This window comes from Chitinophaga sp. W3I9 (assembly GCF_050434025.1).
Lineage (GTDB): Bacteria > Bacteroidota > Bacteroidia > Chitinophagales > Chitinophagaceae > Chitinophaga.
In genome coordinates this window covers 1,489,840-1,506,890 of record NZ_JBNPWC010000001.1, presented here as the reverse complement: position 1 = coordinate 1,506,890, position 17,051 = coordinate 1,489,840, and the positions used below count along the sequence as shown (strand labels likewise).

The 17,051-nt window shown below is 45.9% G+C and carries 16 protein-coding genes; 11 read left to right on the top strand and 5 right to left on the bottom strand.

Annotated elements, in window-relative coordinates; all coding sequences use genetic code 11:
• Positions 1-75 precede the first annotated feature (75 nt).
• The 5 genes from QFZ51_RS06545 (at position 76) to QFZ51_RS06525 (ending at position 3,276) form a co-directional block, all read left to right on the top strand.
• A complete protein-coding gene (locus QFZ51_RS06545; protein ID WP_429044387.1) occupies positions 76-615 on the top strand; it encodes a DinB family protein in 540 nt (179 codons plus the stop codon).
• A 67-nt stretch (positions 616-682) separates the two neighbouring features.
• A complete protein-coding gene (locus QFZ51_RS06540; protein ID WP_370911023.1) occupies positions 683-1,423 on the top strand; it encodes a 3-oxoacyl-ACP reductase family protein in 741 nt (246 codons plus the stop codon).
• A gap of 286 nt (positions 1,424-1,709) precedes the next feature.
• Positions 1,710-2,162 (top strand): MarR family winged helix-turn-helix transcriptional regulator, encoded by a 453-nt coding sequence (locus QFZ51_RS06535; RefSeq protein WP_429044384.1) that lies wholly within the window; start codon positions 1,710-1,712, stop codon positions 2,160-2,162.
• Positions 2,163-2,223: 61 nt separating this feature from the next.
• The gene (locus QFZ51_RS06530; RefSeq protein ID WP_370911025.1) at positions 2,224-2,658 is read left to right on the top strand and encodes a DoxX family protein; all 435 of its coding nucleotides are present in this window, start codon (positions 2,224-2,226) and stop codon (positions 2,656-2,658) included.
• A 30-nt stretch (positions 2,659-2,688) separates the two neighbouring features.
• Entirely contained in the window at positions 2,689-3,276 is a 588-nt protein-coding gene (locus QFZ51_RS06525) for a YceI family protein (protein ID WP_429044381.1), read from the top strand.
• Positions 3,277-3,346: 70 nt separating this feature from the next.
• Here the strand turns inward: QFZ51_RS06525 and QFZ51_RS06520 are convergent, their stop codons facing one another.
• The 4 genes from QFZ51_RS06520 to QFZ51_RS06505 form a co-directional block, all read right to left on the bottom strand.
• Positions 3,347-3,871, bottom strand: coding sequence for a hypothetical protein (locus QFZ51_RS06520; protein ID WP_429044378.1), 525 nt, complete (start codon positions 3,869-3,871; stop codon positions 3,347-3,349).
• Positions 3,868-4,332, bottom strand: a complete 465-nt coding sequence (locus QFZ51_RS06515; protein ID WP_429044375.1) for a hypothetical protein — start codon at positions 4,330-4,332, stop codon at positions 3,868-3,870. The genes QFZ51_RS06520 and QFZ51_RS06515 overlap by 4 nt, the downstream gene beginning before the upstream one ends.
• 100 nt (positions 4,333-4,432) lie before the next feature.
• Positions 4,433-5,716, bottom strand: coding sequence for a DEAD/DEAH box helicase (locus tag QFZ51_RS06510; RefSeq protein WP_429044374.1), 1,284 nt, complete (start codon positions 5,714-5,716; stop codon positions 4,433-4,435).
• A gap of 120 nt (positions 5,717-5,836) precedes the next feature.
• Positions 5,837-6,361, bottom strand: a complete 525-nt coding sequence (locus QFZ51_RS06505) for a YceI family protein (protein WP_370911031.1) — start codon at positions 6,359-6,361, stop codon at positions 5,837-5,839.
• Positions 6,362-6,521: 160 nt separating this feature from the next.
• On the opposite strand from QFZ51_RS06505, the gene QFZ51_RS06500 reads away from it, so the two are divergent.
• Positions 6,522-7,277 carry a DUF4184 family protein gene (locus tag QFZ51_RS06500; RefSeq protein ID WP_429044371.1) on the top strand — a complete coding sequence of 252 codons (756 nt, stop codon included), beginning with the start codon at positions 6,522-6,524 and terminating at the stop codon, positions 7,275-7,277.
• Here QFZ51_RS06500 and QFZ51_RS06495 read toward each other — a convergent pair.
• Positions 7,253-7,927 carry an SMI1/KNR4 family protein gene (locus QFZ51_RS06495; protein ID WP_429044368.1) on the bottom strand — a complete coding sequence of 225 codons (675 nt, stop codon included), beginning with the start codon at positions 7,925-7,927 and terminating at the stop codon, positions 7,253-7,255. The genes QFZ51_RS06500 and QFZ51_RS06495 overlap by 25 nt on opposite strands.
• Before the next feature lie 36 nt (positions 7,928-7,963).
• Between QFZ51_RS06495 and QFZ51_RS06490 the strand changes: the two genes are divergently transcribed.
• The 5 genes from QFZ51_RS06490 to QFZ51_RS06470 all read left to right on the top strand — a co-directional run bounded on the left by QFZ51_RS06490 (position 7,964) and on the right by QFZ51_RS06470 (position 17,035).
• Positions 7,964-8,494 carry a DUF1697 domain-containing protein gene (locus QFZ51_RS06490; protein ID WP_429044366.1) on the top strand — a complete coding sequence of 177 codons (531 nt, stop codon included), beginning with the start codon at positions 7,964-7,966 and terminating at the stop codon, positions 8,492-8,494.
• A gap of 72 nt (positions 8,495-8,566) precedes the next feature.
• Positions 8,567-9,043, top strand: coding sequence for an RNA polymerase sigma factor (locus QFZ51_RS06485; protein WP_429044363.1), 477 nt, complete (start codon positions 8,567-8,569; stop codon positions 9,041-9,043).
• Between the two features lie 4 nt (positions 9,044-9,047).
• Entirely contained in the window at positions 9,048-9,578 is a 531-nt protein-coding gene (locus QFZ51_RS06480; protein WP_429044361.1) for a hypothetical protein, read from the top strand.
• A gap of 61 nt (positions 9,579-9,639) precedes the next feature.
• Positions 9,640-13,689 (top strand): hybrid sensor histidine kinase/response regulator, encoded by a 4,050-nt coding sequence (locus QFZ51_RS06475; protein ID WP_429044359.1) that lies wholly within the window; start codon positions 9,640-9,642, stop codon positions 13,687-13,689.
• 223 nt (positions 13,690-13,912) lie between these two features.
• Positions 13,913-17,035 carry a SusC/RagA family TonB-linked outer membrane protein gene (locus tag QFZ51_RS06470; protein WP_429044357.1) on the top strand — a complete coding sequence of 1,041 codons (3,123 nt, stop codon included), beginning with the start codon at positions 13,913-13,915 and terminating at the stop codon, positions 17,033-17,035.
• Positions 17,036-17,051: the final 16 nt, after the last annotated feature.

The window sequence follows — 17,051 nt, the reverse complement described above, 5'->3', positions numbered from 1 at the left end:
ATGATATAATAAGGGGAAACGGTCTGCTGCCAGGGGAAAATGTTCGTATATTCAGTTTGCTTTAAAACTCACCAGATGAAAAAAAATGCCATCCACCCTGACCCGGGATATTACTCTACCTATACTAACCTGGTACCAGACGTAGATATCAAAACTGCCCTGGAGCAGTCGTTACACGCACTGAATGAACTTGATGCCGCGCAGCTGGAGCCATTGGGGAACTATGCCTATGGTCCCGGCAAATGGACTATAAAGAATGTACTTCAGCATATTACGGATACCGAGCGGGTGTTTTCTTTCCGCGCCCTGTTATTTGCCCGGAAAGATGCCCAGATACCGCCCACGATGGAACAGGACGACTACGCAGCGAATGCAGAAATAGATGAGCGGAGCGTATCAGAAATCCTTGCGGAACTGAAAGCCGTACGTGCGGCCAGCATTATGCAGTTCAATAATTTCTCGGAAGCGGCACTGTTACGGACAGGGATGTGCTGGAAAACGGAAATGTCGGTACTTGCCCTGGGCTTTGCCATTGCCGGGCATCAGACACACCACCTGAATATACTCCGTGAGAAGTACCTCCAGCCCAATTCTAACATGAAGGTTAGTAGTTAACAATTAGTACTCCTCTTCTTTACACCGGTTAGCCGGGCTAGTTTTGCCAGCATAAAATCATTTATTTATGAAACGTCTGGAGAATAAGATAGCCCTGGTAACAGGAGGTAGTCGTGGTATGGGCGCCGCCATTGTAAAGCGTTTAGCCGGAGAAGGCGCCACCGTGGTGTTCACCTATGTAAAGGGCGCAGCGCCGGCAGCAGCGCTGGTTGAAGAATTAACCGCAAAAGGACAGCAAGCTACTGCTGTGGCAGCAGACAGCGCTGATGTGAATGCAGTGCTGGCCGCTGTGGAGCATACGGTTAATAGTTATGGCCGTATAGACATACTCGTTAACAACGCCGGTACCGCCGTAATGAAACCGTTTTCCGATTATACGCTGGAAGACTATGAGCATACCATGGCAGTAAACACCCGTGCCGTATTTGTAGCTACACAGGCAGCCACGCGGCATATGGGCAGCGGCGGCAGGATCATTACCATTGGCAGTTGCATGGCCGACCGTGTGGTAGGCCCGCAGGGCACACTGTACAGCATGAGCAAATCTGCACTTACCGCTTTCAACAAAGGATTGGCGCGCGACCTGGGTTCCAGGGGTATTACCACCAACCTGGTACAACCTGGACCAGTAGATACCGATATGAATCCGGCCGATGGCCCTCATGCCGATTATCAACGCCAGCATATCGCACTGGGTCATTACGGTACGGCCACTGATGTAGCCGGCCTGGTGAGCTTCCTGGCGGGTCCTGAAAGCGGTTTTATCAACGGTTCCGCGCTGACGATCGATGGCGGGCTGAATAGCTAGTCCAGCGGATTTTGTCTTGGCTCAGGATTACGCTGATTTTACTGATTACCTGGATTTTTACATTTGGATTTATAAAGGATTAAGGGAGATAGCAGCGGAGATATCCGCTTCTATCTCCCTTACTTATTATATTATTAATCTGAAAATCCAAAAAACTCCCAAAGTAAAAATCCAGGTAATCAGTAAAATCAGCGTAATCCTGAGCCAAGACAAAATCCGCATAAAATTTGGCAATATGAAAAATACACTTACCTTTGTTGTATAAACAACAGTTGTAAATGTAATTATGAAACTGGAAGAGGAACTGAAGCAAACCCGATTTAAGGACGAATACCAAAAAGCTATTCTCAATATCATCTTTACTGGTAACTGGCTGGAGGTGGGCGCTTCTCATATGCTAAAGCAGTATGATTTGTCCAGCCAGCAATACAATGTATTACGTATACTTCGTGGAAGCAGTCCTAATCCGTTGAACCTGCTGGATATCCAGGAGCGGATGATGGATAAGATGAGTAATGCCACCCGACTGGTAGAAAAGTTACGCCAGAAGGGATTATTAACGCGTCAGCAGTGCGACAGCAACCGCCGGAAAGTGGAAATTGAGATCACTGACAAAGGACTGGCTTTATTAAAGGAACTGGATCCGGTGATAGAAAATAACCACCAGGAAGTGACCATGAAACTGACCAAAGAAGAGGTGAATACCCTCAACAATTTGCTGGATAAACTACGTAGTTGATTTTTTTTGCCCTAATACTTGTATATACAATAAAAGTTCAAACGCTAATAATTATACCCTTATGTTTAAAAGATTACTTCGCACAGACGATCACCTCACTTCCTTTATTATCCGTATTACCGTAGCACTGGTAATGTTGCCACACGGCGCACAAAAACTACTTGGCATGTTTGGCGGTTATGGATTCAAGGCCACTATGGGTTACTTCACTTCACAGGGTACTCCTTCTATCCTTGCTTTCCTGGTAATATTTACCGAAAGCATCGGTTCACTGTTAATCCTTTTTGGATTCACCACCAGGATATGGGCAGCCATGCTAACTATTATCATGCTGGTAGCTACGAACATTCATTCGGCGAACGGCTTTTTTATGAACTGGGGTGGCACGCAGGCAGGTGAAGGCTTTGAGTATCATTTACTGGTAATTGGAATCAACATTGCATTGATCATCAAGGGCGCCGGACGCTGGTCCGTTGACCGTCAGCTTTCTAAATAAATAACTATCACATTCAATAAAAAAACAATCATGAAGAAAAGTTTCTTTTTTACTACCCTCCTGGTATTAGCCAGCATCGCTACCTTTGCACAGGTAAAATGGAATGCAGATCCTGCACATACCAGCATCATCTTTGGCGTAAAACACTTAGGCCTGAGCTACGTACAAGGTCATTTCACCAAATTCAATGGCACCATTGAAACGGCCGACAGCACCAACTTTCAGAATGCAAAGGTAGAGTTCACGGTAGATGCCACCAGCATTTCCACTGGCGTAGATCAACGTGATGGCCACCTGAAAACAGATGATTTCTTCAACGTTGCGGAATATCCTTCTATTACCCTGAAAAGCGTTTCCTTAAAGAAAGTGACAGGCGATAAATATGTTTTGCTGGCAGATCTCACCATCCGCAATACAACAAAACGTGTAACCTTCGACGTTACATACAACGGTGTGATTAAAGATCCGTGGGGTTTGAGAAGAGCAGGGTTCACTGCTAAAACTACCATCAATCGCCTTGATTTTGGAGTAAAGTATGCAGACAAATTACCTTCCGGTGTATGGGCAGTAGCACCTACTGTTGATATCACTGTAAACGTAGAAGCAGTAAAGCAATAGTTACAGATTTAGATAGTGTTTTTGAGTAGCGGTCCCGGTGTAAGCGGGGACCGTTTTTTAGTTGATGATACTAAATATGGACATTCAGTTTATTCTGTACAAACTGCTTTTCCTTCTTCCTGATAGATTTATCTGTTTTAATAAAATGTTCTTTTTTCTTTTCCACTAGCCGATACCAGTAATCGGCGGGAATGGCCCGGTTAGAGTGCAATTCCAATCTTACTGTCACATAATCAGGCGGATCCCTTTTCAAATTGATTAACTGGCTCAACAAGGTTTCATCAATACTGATTTCTTCTGCAAATACCTTCCGTTTCTTCTCTAACAAGCCAACATATTCACCAAGGAAATATCCGAATGACAAATCAGGATTAAAAGTATTGCCATTTATATAATCTTCGAGCTGAAAACGCAGACTTAATAAGCCGCTGATAAGCTTATCCTTATCTGTTGCAGCCGCCCGTCTTTTTCCCCTGGCCATTGCCAGCTGTACTGCCGCTTCCTTTCTTTGCTTTTCAGAGAGCTTAACCGGGAAGACAAAAGAAGATGCCAACTCATCTGGAGATTTTTCGTTTCTTGATTTCTTCTGTCTCATAAAGTATATTTTGCAACAATGTTATTTAATGCGTCCATATCGAGATAAAGTTGCCAGCCGGCATCGAGCATACCATATTTTTTCATATAGTGTTTTTTCAATGCAGTTTTTGGAACCAGCGAAACACAAGCATAAGGTCCATACTTAGCGAGCGCTGTGCGGCCGGCAAAGGCTATCATACAACCCGCAATTCCTTCATACGGGCCATTTTTTCCTACATATTGTCTGGAAACTTCCAATAATTTTATTTCTACCCGTTCTTCCACGGCATAATATATCAAACATACTAATCCCAGAATGTTATGATCTGGCAAAACCAGTTTATAAACTTCGCCACCCTTAACCACTTTCTTCCAATCAAATAAAAACCGTTCCCGTGATATCGTTTTAAAATCTTCTTTTTCAATCAATTGAATCAAAACATCTATAGATATCCCGGATGATTTTTCTATGATCTTCATCCTTTAAATTACAGAAAAATTGACAAAATATGCCAACTTAAGCTCAGAAAAAAAGCTATTCCTTCCGGAATAGCTTTTTTCTGAGCTTTTTAAGATCGTTTTATTTCTTCTTCGCTTTTTTCTTCACATTCGCCGCCGCTCTCTTCTTCACTTTTTTCTGCACTTCCTCCATTTCCTTGTTGTGCTCATCCAGCAGGAGTTGCCAGTTGTCATTGGGAATATCTTCAGAGAAGCTGATGGTTTCGCGGTAATCGTCCTTATTGATCTTCATTTCAGTGATTTCCTTACCGAGGAATTTCTGAATTTCATCCAGGATCGGCTTCTCTTCTGTGCTGCAGAAGGAAACGGCCTGACCTTTCTGCACACCACGGCCGGTACGGCCTACACGGTGTACATAATTTTCCGGGACATCAGGCAGGTCGTAGTTTACCACATAGTCGACATTGGGGATATCGATGCCGCGGGCGTTTACATCTGTGGTAACGAGTACTTTTATATCGCCATTTTTGAACTCTGCCATTACATCGAGCCGGTCGCCCTGCTCTTTGCCACCGTGCATGGTGAGGGATTTGATCCCGATACGTGCCATAGCGGCCATTACGCGTTCTGCCCGTACTTTGGTACGAACAAATACAAGGATTTTGCTTTCAGGAAATTCCTTGATCAGTCTTTCCAGGAAGAAACGTTTATCATCCATTTCCACAAAGGCTACTGCGTGGCTTACATTTTTGGCAACGGGATCTTTGGGAGATATTTGTATGCGGATAGGATTATTTACGACAGAATATGCCAGGTCCTTAATGTCTTTATTCAGCGTAGCGGAGAAAAACAGGGTCTGGTGTTCGCGGGGAATGTGTTTGATTACATCGCGGATATCACGGATAAAGCCCAAATCAAGCATATGATCGGCTTCATCGAGTACCAGGGTTTGCACCTGGCTCAGGTCAATATGTCCCTGGTTAATCTGGTCAAACATCCGGCCGGGAGTAGCAATGAGTACATCCACGCCCTTTTCCAGCACCCTGATCTGGGGAGCTTGCTCAACCCCGCCTACAAGGGCCAGGATGCTGAGTTCTGTATATTGGGCGATAGATTGGAAAACTTCTGCTATCTGGATGGCGAGTTCCCGTGTGGGCACCATTACCAGGCACTTCACTTCGTACTTATTTTTCCGGGAGCGGCGGTCCTGCTGTTGCAGGCGGTGCAGGATAGGGATGGCAAAAGCCGCTGTTTTACCGGTACCGGTTTGTGCGATCGCCATTACATCATCCCCGTTGAGGATGGAAGGAATGGCCTTAAACTGTATATCTGTAGGCTTTTTAAAGCCCATTTCTTCTAAACTTTCCTTTATTTCTGAGGAGATATTATATTGTTCAAATTTCATGTGACATCATTGGAAAGCACAAAGATAGCCAATAGCTGTTAGCTTTCCTTTTTTAACAAAATGGCGTGGAGAAGAAAGGAAATCCCTTCTTCTCCACGCCATTATACGTTGCAGGGAAAGCTATTCTTTCACCAGTTGTATTTCCATGTTGAGTTTCACTTCGTCGCTGAGCACAATCCCCCCGGCTTCGGTGGTGGCATTCCAGCGCAGACCATAGTCGGCCCTGTGCAGGCGGCCCTTGAGTGCAAAACCGGCTTTGGTCTGACCGTAAGGATCTACGGTTACGCCCGCATGCACCACATCCAGTTCAATAGGATGTGTTTCGCCTTTAATAGTGAGGTCGCCGAGCAGTTTGTATTTCTCGTCATCAATTTTCTTCACTTTCTTAGAAACGAAGCTGATCTTCGGGTGATTGGAGGCGTCAAAAAATTCGCCGTTGCGCAGGTGCTCATCCCGTTGATGGTTTTGCGTGTCAATACTATCTGCTGCCGCTTCGAAAGAGATCGTAGCATCACGAAAATCATCGCTCTCTGTTTGAATTTTCCCGGTAAACCGTGTAAAATATCCACTCACGTTCGTAATCATGAGATGCTTAACTTTGAATCCTATTTCGCTGTGTGATTCATCAATTTTCCAGTTTGTCATAGCACATTGTTTTTTATGTTTTCAAAGACTTAATAAAAATAAGTGTAAATCACAGCAATGACGTTGGACATTTTACCGGAAATGGTGGACGATTATAACATTAACATTTCCTTACCAGATTTATTAAAATTCAATTAAATTTATTAGACAATTCCCGAAGATGCCATTTACGATATCACATGCAGCGATAGTTGTCCCCTTTGTAAATACCTCCCGCAAATACCTGTCAGCAACCGGTTTAATCATCGGCAGTATGGTACCCGACTTTCTTTACTTCATTTTACTGAATCCGTACTTCAGTGGCGGACATCAGTGGTGGGGAATTTTCGTATATGATATACCGTTAGCCCTGCTGCTCGCGTATGTTTATCATCTCATCGTAAAACCGGTCGTGCTTCCTTACCTGCCGGCATGGGCCAGCGACCGGCTGCATCTGTTCAGGCCGTTTAACTGGGACACCTACTTCCGCGAACATTATGGCGTAGTGATCTATTCTGTTATACTGGGCATACTCACGCATTTTTTCCTCGATGCGTTTACGCATGAAGAAGGCGGATTTGTGTCATATATACCTTTTTTACAAAAGGATATAACGGTATGGCATCATCCTATGAAGATGTGGTACCTGATGCAATACCTCAGTTCTGTAGCAGGGCTGTTGGTGATGTTATATTTCTTTCTGAAACTGCCGCGGGTGAATAATCTCCCGAAAGTATCACTGCAGCTGAAAGCACGCTTCTGGATTACCGTGGCCGTAATAAGCGGATTAATGTTACTGGTGAATGAGTACTTTCATCATATCGACTGTAAAGGCATGGATTACCTGGCCACCGCGCTGGGCGGCGTTTTCTACGGCATCCTGTTTACCGTGGGATGGTATTGGTGGGTTACTTATTCATCACGGTCTATGCGGTAACTCCATTCCATGTGGAGCGTATCCATAATAGCTTTATACTTTTCTTTCAGGCTGGTACCAATATACACACCATTCGCCTGCCCGTTCTGCTCGGTAGTAAGCACAAGGATATCTTCATAATCATTGGTAAAGAAACGTAGCAGCTGGTTAGAAATACCGGTTTGCTCCTGCCAGTTTGTAGTAACGGCGGCGATGTGTTCCGGCGTGAGGTCTTCTTCCAGGTCGGTGAAGGCCGTGTATGGAAGTCCACCCAGCGCGCCATTCCACCAGGCCATTGATAACAGGAAATGTTCCGTTGTATCGGCGTCGGTAAACCACTCCTGCCGGGCACTGTCGTAGGTACCAAATACCGGCGGATCCGGCAACGCGAGATCTGCTTTGGCAATGCCCCACAGAACCACCGCCTGGTTCTCTTCATAAAAAATCAGGTGATCATCTTCCGAAAAACCAATTTCTCCCAGGGAAGTTAAACGGTTAAAACTATCGTTCACCATTTTGTTTTTACCTATAGCAAGATAGTATTGCCGCAATGCTGCCGGTAATTGAAGCTGTAAGCGGGCTTCCAGCGCGGCTATTTCTGCGGCTGTATAACCGTGATTGGCATCTTCCGGTAAGTTGTATAATTTGTGGATGATTTGTAGATAGTGCATGATAAAACAAACATACAAAGTAAAGTTGAAAACCACATGGCCAGATACGTTGCATTTTTAAGAGCAGTAAACGTTGGAAAACGAACCGTTAAAATGGAAGATCTGCGCCGGCAGCTGGATACCGCAGGCTTCAAAAATGTAAGCACCTATATCCAGAGTGGCAATGTGATGTTTGAATCCGGCAGCAATAATGCGGCGGCGCTGTCTGCAAAAATAGAAAAGCTGCTGCTCACTACTTATGGTTTTGAAGTGCCCACTATTATCCGGTCGGTGCCCGAACTGGAAAACGTGGTGAAACTCACCCCGTTCCCGGGCGTTATCCCGGATAAAACCATGCAGGTATACATCACCTTCCTCTCTGCCGAGGCCGGCGCACATGCCGCATCTGTGATCGCCTCGCTGCAGTCGGCCGCGGAAACCCTGCATATGAACGGCCGCGAAGTGTATACCCTTATACGGAAAGACCTGGAAACCAAACCCCTCGATGTGATTACGCGACTGGAAAAAAAGCTCGGGCTTCCCTGTACTACCCGCAATTGGGCTACGGTGAACAAGGTGATCTGGTAACGGATCAATAATTTCTTTGTGAAAGTGTAAGTTTTTTCCGCATCCTGCAACTAACCCTGATAAATACCCTGCATGGACAAACCCGCATTTCTCGATACCATACAGCAGCACCAGGGCATCCTGCATAAGTTGTGCCGCCTGTACCGCGATAGCCGGGAAGACAGGGAAGACCTGTTCCAGGAGATGATCTATCAGCTTTGGAAATCATATCCTTCTTTTGAAGGCAATGCCCGCATCAGCACCTGGATTTACCGGGTGGCACTCAATACCGCGCTGGCCGACTTCCGCCGGAAGAAACCCGATATTACCTATACCGATAGTTTGCCGGAACTGCCCGACAGCTCTAACAATGCGGCGGCATCAGTACAACAGGAACAGCTTTTTGCAGCACTCAAACAACTGACTGATGCTGAAAAAGCCATCATTGCACTGTATCTGGGAGATATGAGCTACCAGGAAATTGCAGATATTATTGGCATAGATGAAAATTATGTGGGCGTAAAACTTAACAGGATTAAAAGCAAGATCAAAAATATTCTAAAATTATAAACACATGGATCCTCTAAAATCAGCATGGGACAACGCTCCCACCCCTGACCGGGACATTTCCGCTATCATTGTCAAACACACTTCTCCCGTATTAAAAGATATTAGAAAACAGGTGATACTGGAAGCCATCGGATACAGTATTTTCCTGATCGTATACTATGATTTTTTTGACGGCGACAAAAAACCATATTACCTGAACCTGCTGTTGGTGGTATCGATATTATGTATGCTGGCACAAAGTGTTACAGGGTATGTATTGGCCCGCAGTCCTGCGGTGGAATACAACCTGCTGGAGAGCATGCGAAAAAAATTGCACAATATCAGGAAGTACGCGCTGATTACCATCTTCACAAAAATCCTTGCCTTTGCGGGCATCTTTGCATTCTTTCTTGCCAGCATTCGCTGGACGCAGCAAAAGTACCTGACATTGATCCCGCTCGTTATCATTGTTGGTGTACAGGCTTATTTCCAGTGGAAAATATGGAAAGGAAGAATTTACCGGGTAAAGCAAACAGTAGAAGAGTTAAATCAGTAAGAAGATTGATGGTGGTAATCTCTGGCAGAAATAATAGCTTTATGGCTGTTAAAATGAGCCTATGCACCATGTGAGGAAATTTTGTTTTATTTTATTACTGTTAGGAATGGTAACGGGAGATAGCTTCGCTATTGGTTACCCCATCAGATACCTGGGTATAGAGGACGGTCTTTCCAACAATGCCGTTACCAGTGTATACCAGGACCACAAAGGCTTTATGTGGTTTGGTACTTACGACGGACTAAACAGGTTTGACGGCTATAAATTCAGGATCTACCGGAATAAAATTAATGACAGCAGTTCCCTCGTGGATAATGGTGTATACACCCTGGCCGATGACATCCATCACCAGTTATGGGTAGGCGGGCGAAGAGGCGTTTGTGTTTTCAACCCGGTGAGCGAAAAATTCACACTGCCGTGCTACCTGCCCCTTCACAGCAACACTTCCCGGATCATCAGCGAAAATACGCATACCATAAAATCAGATGAAACCGGCAATATTTTAATCGGCACCGAAAAAAGCGGGTTATTGCTGTTTAACAGCCGGCAGTCTGCCGGTAAACAGATTCCTTTAACGATGTACCACGGCGATGTTACCGATTATGAAGTAACTGCCATTGAATTCAGCGGAACTGCAGCCTGGGTATTTGTACAACATGTAGGTTTGTGCAAATATGATATTGCGAGACAGCAGTTGACCATCATCAACAGGGATATCAGCAGGGGCAATTGCCTTACGGCAGATGGAGCCGGCAACATCTGGCTGGGTACAGATGCCGGGGTATTCCGCTACGTTCCTGCCACCGGCAAATATTCAGAAAATGTACTGCCCGTAAACAGCAAGATCGTTAACCTGTATATCGATAACGACGGGACCATGTGGAGCGCCTCGGATGGTAATGGTATTTACCTGGTGAATACCGCCAACAGTACCGCCAAATCCTTTACCACCGCTGGCGAACAACAACTGAGCAGCAATGCCGTGTATTCCATTTATGAAGACCGTCAGGGCCGCAAATGGATTGGCACCCTGCGTGGCGGCATCAACATTGTAGAACCCAAACGCAACCCGTTTGAATTTAATATGCCCAACAGGGACCCGGTGGCCCGCGTAGTGGACAATTTTATCTTCTCTTTTTGTGAAGACAACCACAAAAATATCTGGATAGGTACTGATGGCGGAGGGCTTAAATACTGGAACAGGGAAAACAATACCTGGACCACCTATAAACATACCGGCAACAGTAATACGGATATCAGCAGCAACTTTATTACCTCCATTATCCAGGACGCCCGGCAGCACCTGTGGATTTCCACCTGGTTTGGCGGCGTAAACAGGTATAACGCTGCCACCGGCACTTTTGAACACTTTGTATGTTTTAATCCTTACACCCGCACTGCCGAAAACAATGTGTGGACCGTGTATGAAGACCGGCAGCAACAACTTTGGGCCAGCACCACCAACAACGGCACCCTGTACCTGTTTAACCGGCAGCAAAACCGTTTTGAACTTTTCGACAGCAGCCTGGTAAACCTACAATGCCTGGCAGAAGACAGGGATGGCCAGCTGTGGGGAGGCAATTATTCCACCCTTATCCGGATAGACCGCGACCGGAAACAGCACCGGCGTTTCAACATTGGCTACACGGTGCGCTCCATCCACCAGGACCAGAACGGAACGTTTTGGGTGGGCACCGATGGTGGCGGATTATTGAACTTTGACCGCAAAAACGGAAATTATACACGATTTACCACCTCAGAAGGACTTCCCAGTAACTCTATACTGCGGATGCTGGAAGATAAAACCGGCAATCTTTGGCTTAGCACATTTAATGGTTTATCGCGGTTTGACCCGAAGAAAAAGAGTTTCCGCAACTTCTCTGCTTCCGATGGACTGCAGAGCAACCAGTTCAGTTTTAATGCCGCCCTGAAATTACAATCCGGGGAATTCCTGTTTGGTGGCATCAAAGGATTCAATATTTTTTACCCGGATAGTATTTATTCTCAAACCACAATTCCCCCGGTTTTATTAACCGCCGTGAGAATTAATAACACTTCCGTGACGGAGCTGGATCAATATGTATCCAAACGAAGCCAGGAAGAGATCAGGGAAATTACCGTGCCTTATGATAAGGCCACCATTGCATTTGACTTTGTAGCACTGGAATATACCTTACCGGATAAAATCAGCTATGCGTACCGCCTGCAGGGGTGGGATAATAACTGGAACTATGTGGGGCAAACCAGAACCGCCAACTATACGCATCTGCAGGAAGGCAGCTATGTTTTTGAGATCAAAGCCAGCAATGCCGACGGCGTGTGGAGCAATGCCATTCACACGGTATCAGTGGTGGTATTGCCACCCTGGTACCGGACCTGGTGGGCTTATCTCCTGTACATTAGCAGCATTATGGCCGCTATTTATGCCTACACCCGGTATAAGGCGCGGGAAGAAAGGCTGAAATATGAGATCAAGCTGGCGCATCTTGAAAATGAAAAAGAAAAAGAGTTGAATGAGAAGAAATTATCCTTCTTCACCAATATTTCCCATGAGTTCCGGACGCCGCTCACGCTGATCATTACCCCGCTGAAGGAGCTCCTGCAAAATAAAGAATACCCTGATCTCAGCGTGGTATACCGCAATGCCCGGCGCCTGCTTAGCCTGGTGGACCAGCTCCTGCTGTTCCGCAAAGCCGACCGGGAGGGCGATCAGCTGAACATCTCCCGGCTGGATATTGTGCACCTGTGCAACGAAGTATACCAGTGCTTTTCCCAGCAGGCGAGGATGAAACAGATCGACTACCGTTTTGAATGCCGCGATACGCAACTGGAAATATATGGCGATAGTGAGAAACTGGAAATCGCTGTATTTAATCTTCTTTCCAATGCGTTTAAATTCACCCCCGAAAACGGCAGTATCATTTTTGAAGTAACCGGTGATGACGCACAGGTTACGATTGTCATAAAAGACAGTGGCTGTGGTATTGAAGGAAGCGCCGGTAACCGGATCTTCGAAAAATTCCAGCGGGCGCAGGACCGGAAGGAGTCGCTGCAAACAGGCTTTGGTATTGGCCTTTACCTGGTAAAGCGTTTCATCGACAGTCATCATGGCAGTATTACCTACCAAAGTGAGGTCAACAAAGGCACCGCTTTCCATATCACCCTGAAAAAGGGAAGCGGACATTTTGCCGGTGTGCTGCTAAGGGAAAATGCACCTCAGAAATCTGCTTTCCTCGAAGAACTCACCACTGTTGCGGCCTTGCCTCAACCGGAAGTTCCCGAGGCAGAAGGGACGACTACCACGATTACCGAAAAGAAATCGATCCTGCTGATTGATGATCATGATGAAATACGGCAATATCTCCGGCAGCTATTCAAAGACAAATTTATTGTATATGAAGCTGACAATGGTACCAGCGGGTTTGCCGCGGTTCAGAAATTTATGCCCGACCTGGTGATCAGCGACATCCAGATGCAGGGTATGGACGGGGTGGAGCTATGCAGTAAAATCAAACAAACGGACACTGTAAGTCATATCCCTGTGATCCTGCTTACCGGGTCTTCCGCATCGGATACACGGCTCCGCGGCCTGGAAGGCGGGGCAGATGATTATATTACCAAGCCATTTGACAAGGACCTGCTGATGGCCAAGGTGAATAACATCATCAAGAACCGAAACCTGCTGCAGCAGTACTTCTTTGACCGCATCACCCTCAAAAACAGCAATATTAAGGTACCTGCCGAATACCAGGACTTCCTGAAACGGTGCATAGAGATCATTGAAGACAACCTCGAAAACGAGGAGTTCTCCATTAAAAAGTTCACCCTGGAAATCGGGATGAGCCACTCCAGTTTGTATAAAAAGGTAAAATCCATTTCCGGTCAAACCATCAATTCCTTTATCCGGTCCATCCGCCTCCGGAAGGCAGCCGTTTTGCTGCTCAAGGAAAACTACACCATTACGCAGGCAGCCATGCAGGTGGGCATTGGTGATGTAAAATATTTCCGTGAACAGTTTGTAAAACTGTTTGGGATGAACCCTTCCGATTATGTAAAAAAATACCGCCATTCCTTTAACCGGGACTTCAATGTAACCGAAACAGAGGGGTAAATCCCTATAAATAGCCGTGGTTGGCGCTTTCGATATCTTCCGGGCAAGACGCCCGGGGGAAATACCCCTGTAATATTTTACGATTTTACCCCCTTTTTTAAATGATTTACCCCCTCTATGATGTCTGCCCGGCATAGTACATTGCGGGTATCATGAAAAGATGCGCACATCTTCCATGCAACCAAAATGGGTATTCCACTCTTCCAATTTAAATTATTGCGTTATGAAACAACTTCAATCCGGAACGGACCATCAGGTGTTTGTCCTATTACGGCGCCAACCTTTCTTTCAACTTATGCTGGCAATCACCTTATTATTGATGGGAATGAACGTGCAGGCACAACAAACCCCCATTACGGGAAAAGTAACCGATGCCAGTGAGCCTGTTCCCGGTGTTACAGTACGTGTAAAAAATAAAGCTACTGGTACGCTGACAGATGTGGAGGGCAAATTTTCCCTTAACGCCGCACCGGGTGATACCCTGATATTTAACCACATCGCCTATGAAGCGATGACGGTGCCTGTAAAGAACCTGTCTCCCTTAAAAATAGCATTGACATCCCTGAGCAAAAGTGTAAATGAAGTAGTGGTAGTGGGATATGGCACTCAAAAGAAAGCTACGCTGACCGGATCTATTTCCGTGGTAAAAGGAGCTGATATTTTGCAGAGTCCACAGCCGAACGTGTCCAATGCTCTCACTGGCCGCTTTTCCGGGGTTATTGCCAACAACCGCTCCGGCGAGCCGGGAAAGGATGGTTCCCGCATTACTATCCGCGGACTGGCCACTACCGGCAACAATGATGTGCTGATGGTAGTAGATGGCGTACCCGGACAGATAGGTGGTTTGGAACGGCTGGACCCCAATGATATTGAAAGCATATCGATATTGAAGGATGCATCTGCCGCGGTATATGGTAGCAGGGCCGCCAACGGCGTAATGCTGATCACTACTAAACGGGGTAAAACCGGCAAACCGGTGATCAATTACAGCTTTAACCAGGGATTTTCATCTCCCAGCCGGCTGCCCAAAATGGCCGATGCTGCCACTTATGCGCAGATCAGGAATGAAATCCAATATTATAATAATCCAGCTGGTGGTATGAACCAGTTTTATACTGACGAGCAACTCCAGAAATTCCGTGACGGGTCAGACCCGGTGAATTTCCCAAATACCGACTGGCAGGAAGCTACTTTAAAGAAAGTGGCCACCCAAAACCAACATAGTCTTTCCGTAAATGGTGGCAGTGAAAATGTGCGTTATTATGTTTCACTTGGCATGATCAGCCAGGATGGATTGTACAAAAGCGGGGTGACCAAATATAACCAGTATAATTTCCGGTCAAATATTGATGCAGATGTAACGAAGAGATTAAAGGTAAGCCTCTATTTATCGGGCAGGGAGGAAGACCGCCTTTACCCTACTACCAGTGCAGATGACATTTTCCGGGGTATTTACCGTGCTTATCCTACCGTGTTGGACAGGTATCCGAACGGATTGCCTACTACCGGTATTGAAAACAATAACCCGGTGATGCAGGTAACTGACGCCGGTGGTACTGCGCGCAACCCTACACAGGTATTTAATGGTATCCTGAAAGGATCGTATGCCATACCGGGTGTAGAAGGGTTGTCGCTGGACGGATACTTATCGGCTGATAAATCCTGGAGTTCCAATAAAAGCTTCGCCACTCCTTATAAAGAATATACTTATAACCAGACTACACAATCGTACGATAAAACAGTGGTAGGCGGTTCCAACGGACTGGCTTCACTTGCCCAGCAGCAGCGGAACATGACGCTGATCACCAGCAATATTAAGCTGAACTTTGCCCGTCGTTTTGGCCAGCATAATATCACGGCCCTTGTTGGCTATGAGCAAAGCAAAACTGACCAGGATACCTTAGGTGCGACCCGCTTGAACTTCCCAACGCCGCAAACGCCTGAGATGTCGCAGGGAGGATCTGCTGCCACGGATAAAAACAATTCCGGCACCAGTTACAGTTTTACGAGAAAAAGTTATTTCGGCAGAATTGCCTATGACTATATGGAAAAATACCTGCTGGAAGTACAGGCCCGTTACGACGGTTCCTCTATTTTCCCGAAAGGCGAGCAGTATGGCTTTTTCCCTTCCGTATCTGCCGGCTGGCGCGTTTCAAAAGAAGAGTGGTTTAAAAACGTAAGTTTTATTAATGATCTGAAGCTGCGCGGCTCTTATGGTACCCTGGGAAATGACAATGTGGGTTTATTCCAGTATTTCGATAACTACTCCATCGTAAACCAATACGTAACCGGTGGCCAGATCCTTTCTGGCATTGATCTTACCAAACTGGGCAACCCGTATATCACCTGGGAGATTGCGCGGAAAATGGACCTGGGTTTTAATATGGCTTTCCTGCAACATTTCAACCTGGAGTTCATTTACTTCCAGCAGAAGCGTTCCAAGATCCTTACCCAACGGAATGCGTCGCTGCCGCAGACTTCCGGCATTGTGAATCCATTCGATCCTGCTTTCCCGCTGGTACCTGCTGAAAATATCGGTAAGGTAAACAGCAATGGTATAGAAGCGACCCTGGGTTACGACAACACTACCAGCGGCGGTTTTCACTATAACATTTCCGGTAACATCACCTATGCAAAGAACGAAATCAAATTTATAGATGAGGCCCCCGGCACACTGTCTTATCAACGGAAAACCGGTGGTCCTATGAATAATTACCTGTTGTATGATGTGATCGGTATATTCCGGACTGCGGATGACCTGAATAAGAACGTACACCTGTCGGGCGCACAACTGGGAGACCTGATTTACCGCGATGTGAATAATGACGGACAAATTAATGCAGATGACCAGGTAAGAACAAAGTATGGCAACATTCCTGAAATCACCTATGGTATTATACTTGGCGGTGATTACAAAGGATTTGATTTGTCGGTGTTATTAGCCGGACAGTCGCATGTAAGTCAATATGTATTACCTGAATCCGGTACCATTGGTAACTATTACAGCAGCTGGGCAGATAACCGCTGGAGTCCCACCAATACCGGCGGCTCGTATCCAAGAGTAGATGAACGCGCTTCTAATTCTGTAAATGGCGGCCGTTTCCAAAATAATTTCTGGCTCAACAACGCTGCTTTCCTGCGGTTGAAAAATGTATCGCTCGGTTATACGTTCAAACCGGACATTCTGTCCCGCATAAATATTGGCAGTCTGAGAGTGTATGCCAACGCATTTAACCTTTTCACCATTACCAAGGTAAAAGACTACGATCCTGAAGGAAATAATGAAAGGGGACAGTTTTATCCACAGCAGCGGATCATCAATGTGGGGGTAAATGTTAGATTCTAAACCAGAAAAAAAGCAG

Coding starts and splice junctions, on each gene's coding strand:
- QFZ51_RS06545 (WP_429044387.1), top strand. CDS start 76: ATGAAAAAAAATGCCATCCACCCTGACCCGGGATATTACTCTACCTAT.
- QFZ51_RS06540 (WP_370911023.1), top strand. CDS start 683: ATGAAACGTCTGGAGAATAAGATAGCCCTGGTAACAGGAGGTAGTCGT.
- QFZ51_RS06535 (WP_429044384.1), top strand. CDS start 1,710: ATGAAACTGGAAGAGGAACTGAAGCAAACCCGATTTAAGGACGAATAC.
- QFZ51_RS06530 (WP_370911025.1), top strand. CDS start 2,224: ATGTTTAAAAGATTACTTCGCACAGACGATCACCTCACTTCCTTTATT.
- QFZ51_RS06525 (WP_429044381.1), top strand. CDS start 2,689: ATGAAGAAAAGTTTCTTTTTTACTACCCTCCTGGTATTAGCCAGCATC.
- QFZ51_RS06520 (WP_429044378.1), bottom strand. CDS start 3,871: ATGAGACAGAAGAAATCAAGAAACGAAAAATCTCCAGATGAGTTGGCA.
- QFZ51_RS06515 (WP_429044375.1), bottom strand. CDS start 4,332: ATGAAGATCATAGAAAAATCATCCGGGATATCTATAGATGTTTTGATT.
- QFZ51_RS06510 (WP_429044374.1), bottom strand. CDS start 5,716: ATGAAATTTGAACAATATAATATCTCCTCAGAAATAAAGGAAAGTTTA.
- QFZ51_RS06505 (WP_370911031.1), bottom strand. CDS start 6,361: ATGACAAACTGGAAAATTGATGAATCACACAGCGAAATAGGATTCAAA.
- QFZ51_RS06500 (WP_429044371.1), top strand. CDS start 6,522: ATGCCATTTACGATATCACATGCAGCGATAGTTGTCCCCTTTGTAAAT.
- QFZ51_RS06495 (WP_429044368.1), bottom strand. CDS start 7,927: ATGCACTATCTACAAATCATCCACAAATTATACAACTTACCGGAAGAT.
- QFZ51_RS06490 (WP_429044366.1), top strand. CDS start 7,964: ATGGCCAGATACGTTGCATTTTTAAGAGCAGTAAACGTTGGAAAACGA.
- QFZ51_RS06485 (WP_429044363.1), top strand. CDS start 8,567: ATGGACAAACCCGCATTTCTCGATACCATACAGCAGCACCAGGGCATC.
- QFZ51_RS06480 (WP_429044361.1), top strand. CDS start 9,048: ATGGATCCTCTAAAATCAGCATGGGACAACGCTCCCACCCCTGACCGG.
- QFZ51_RS06475 (WP_429044359.1), top strand. CDS start 9,640: ATGCACCATGTGAGGAAATTTTGTTTTATTTTATTACTGTTAGGAATG.
- QFZ51_RS06470 (WP_429044357.1), top strand. CDS start 13,913: ATGAAACAACTTCAATCCGGAACGGACCATCAGGTGTTTGTCCTATTA.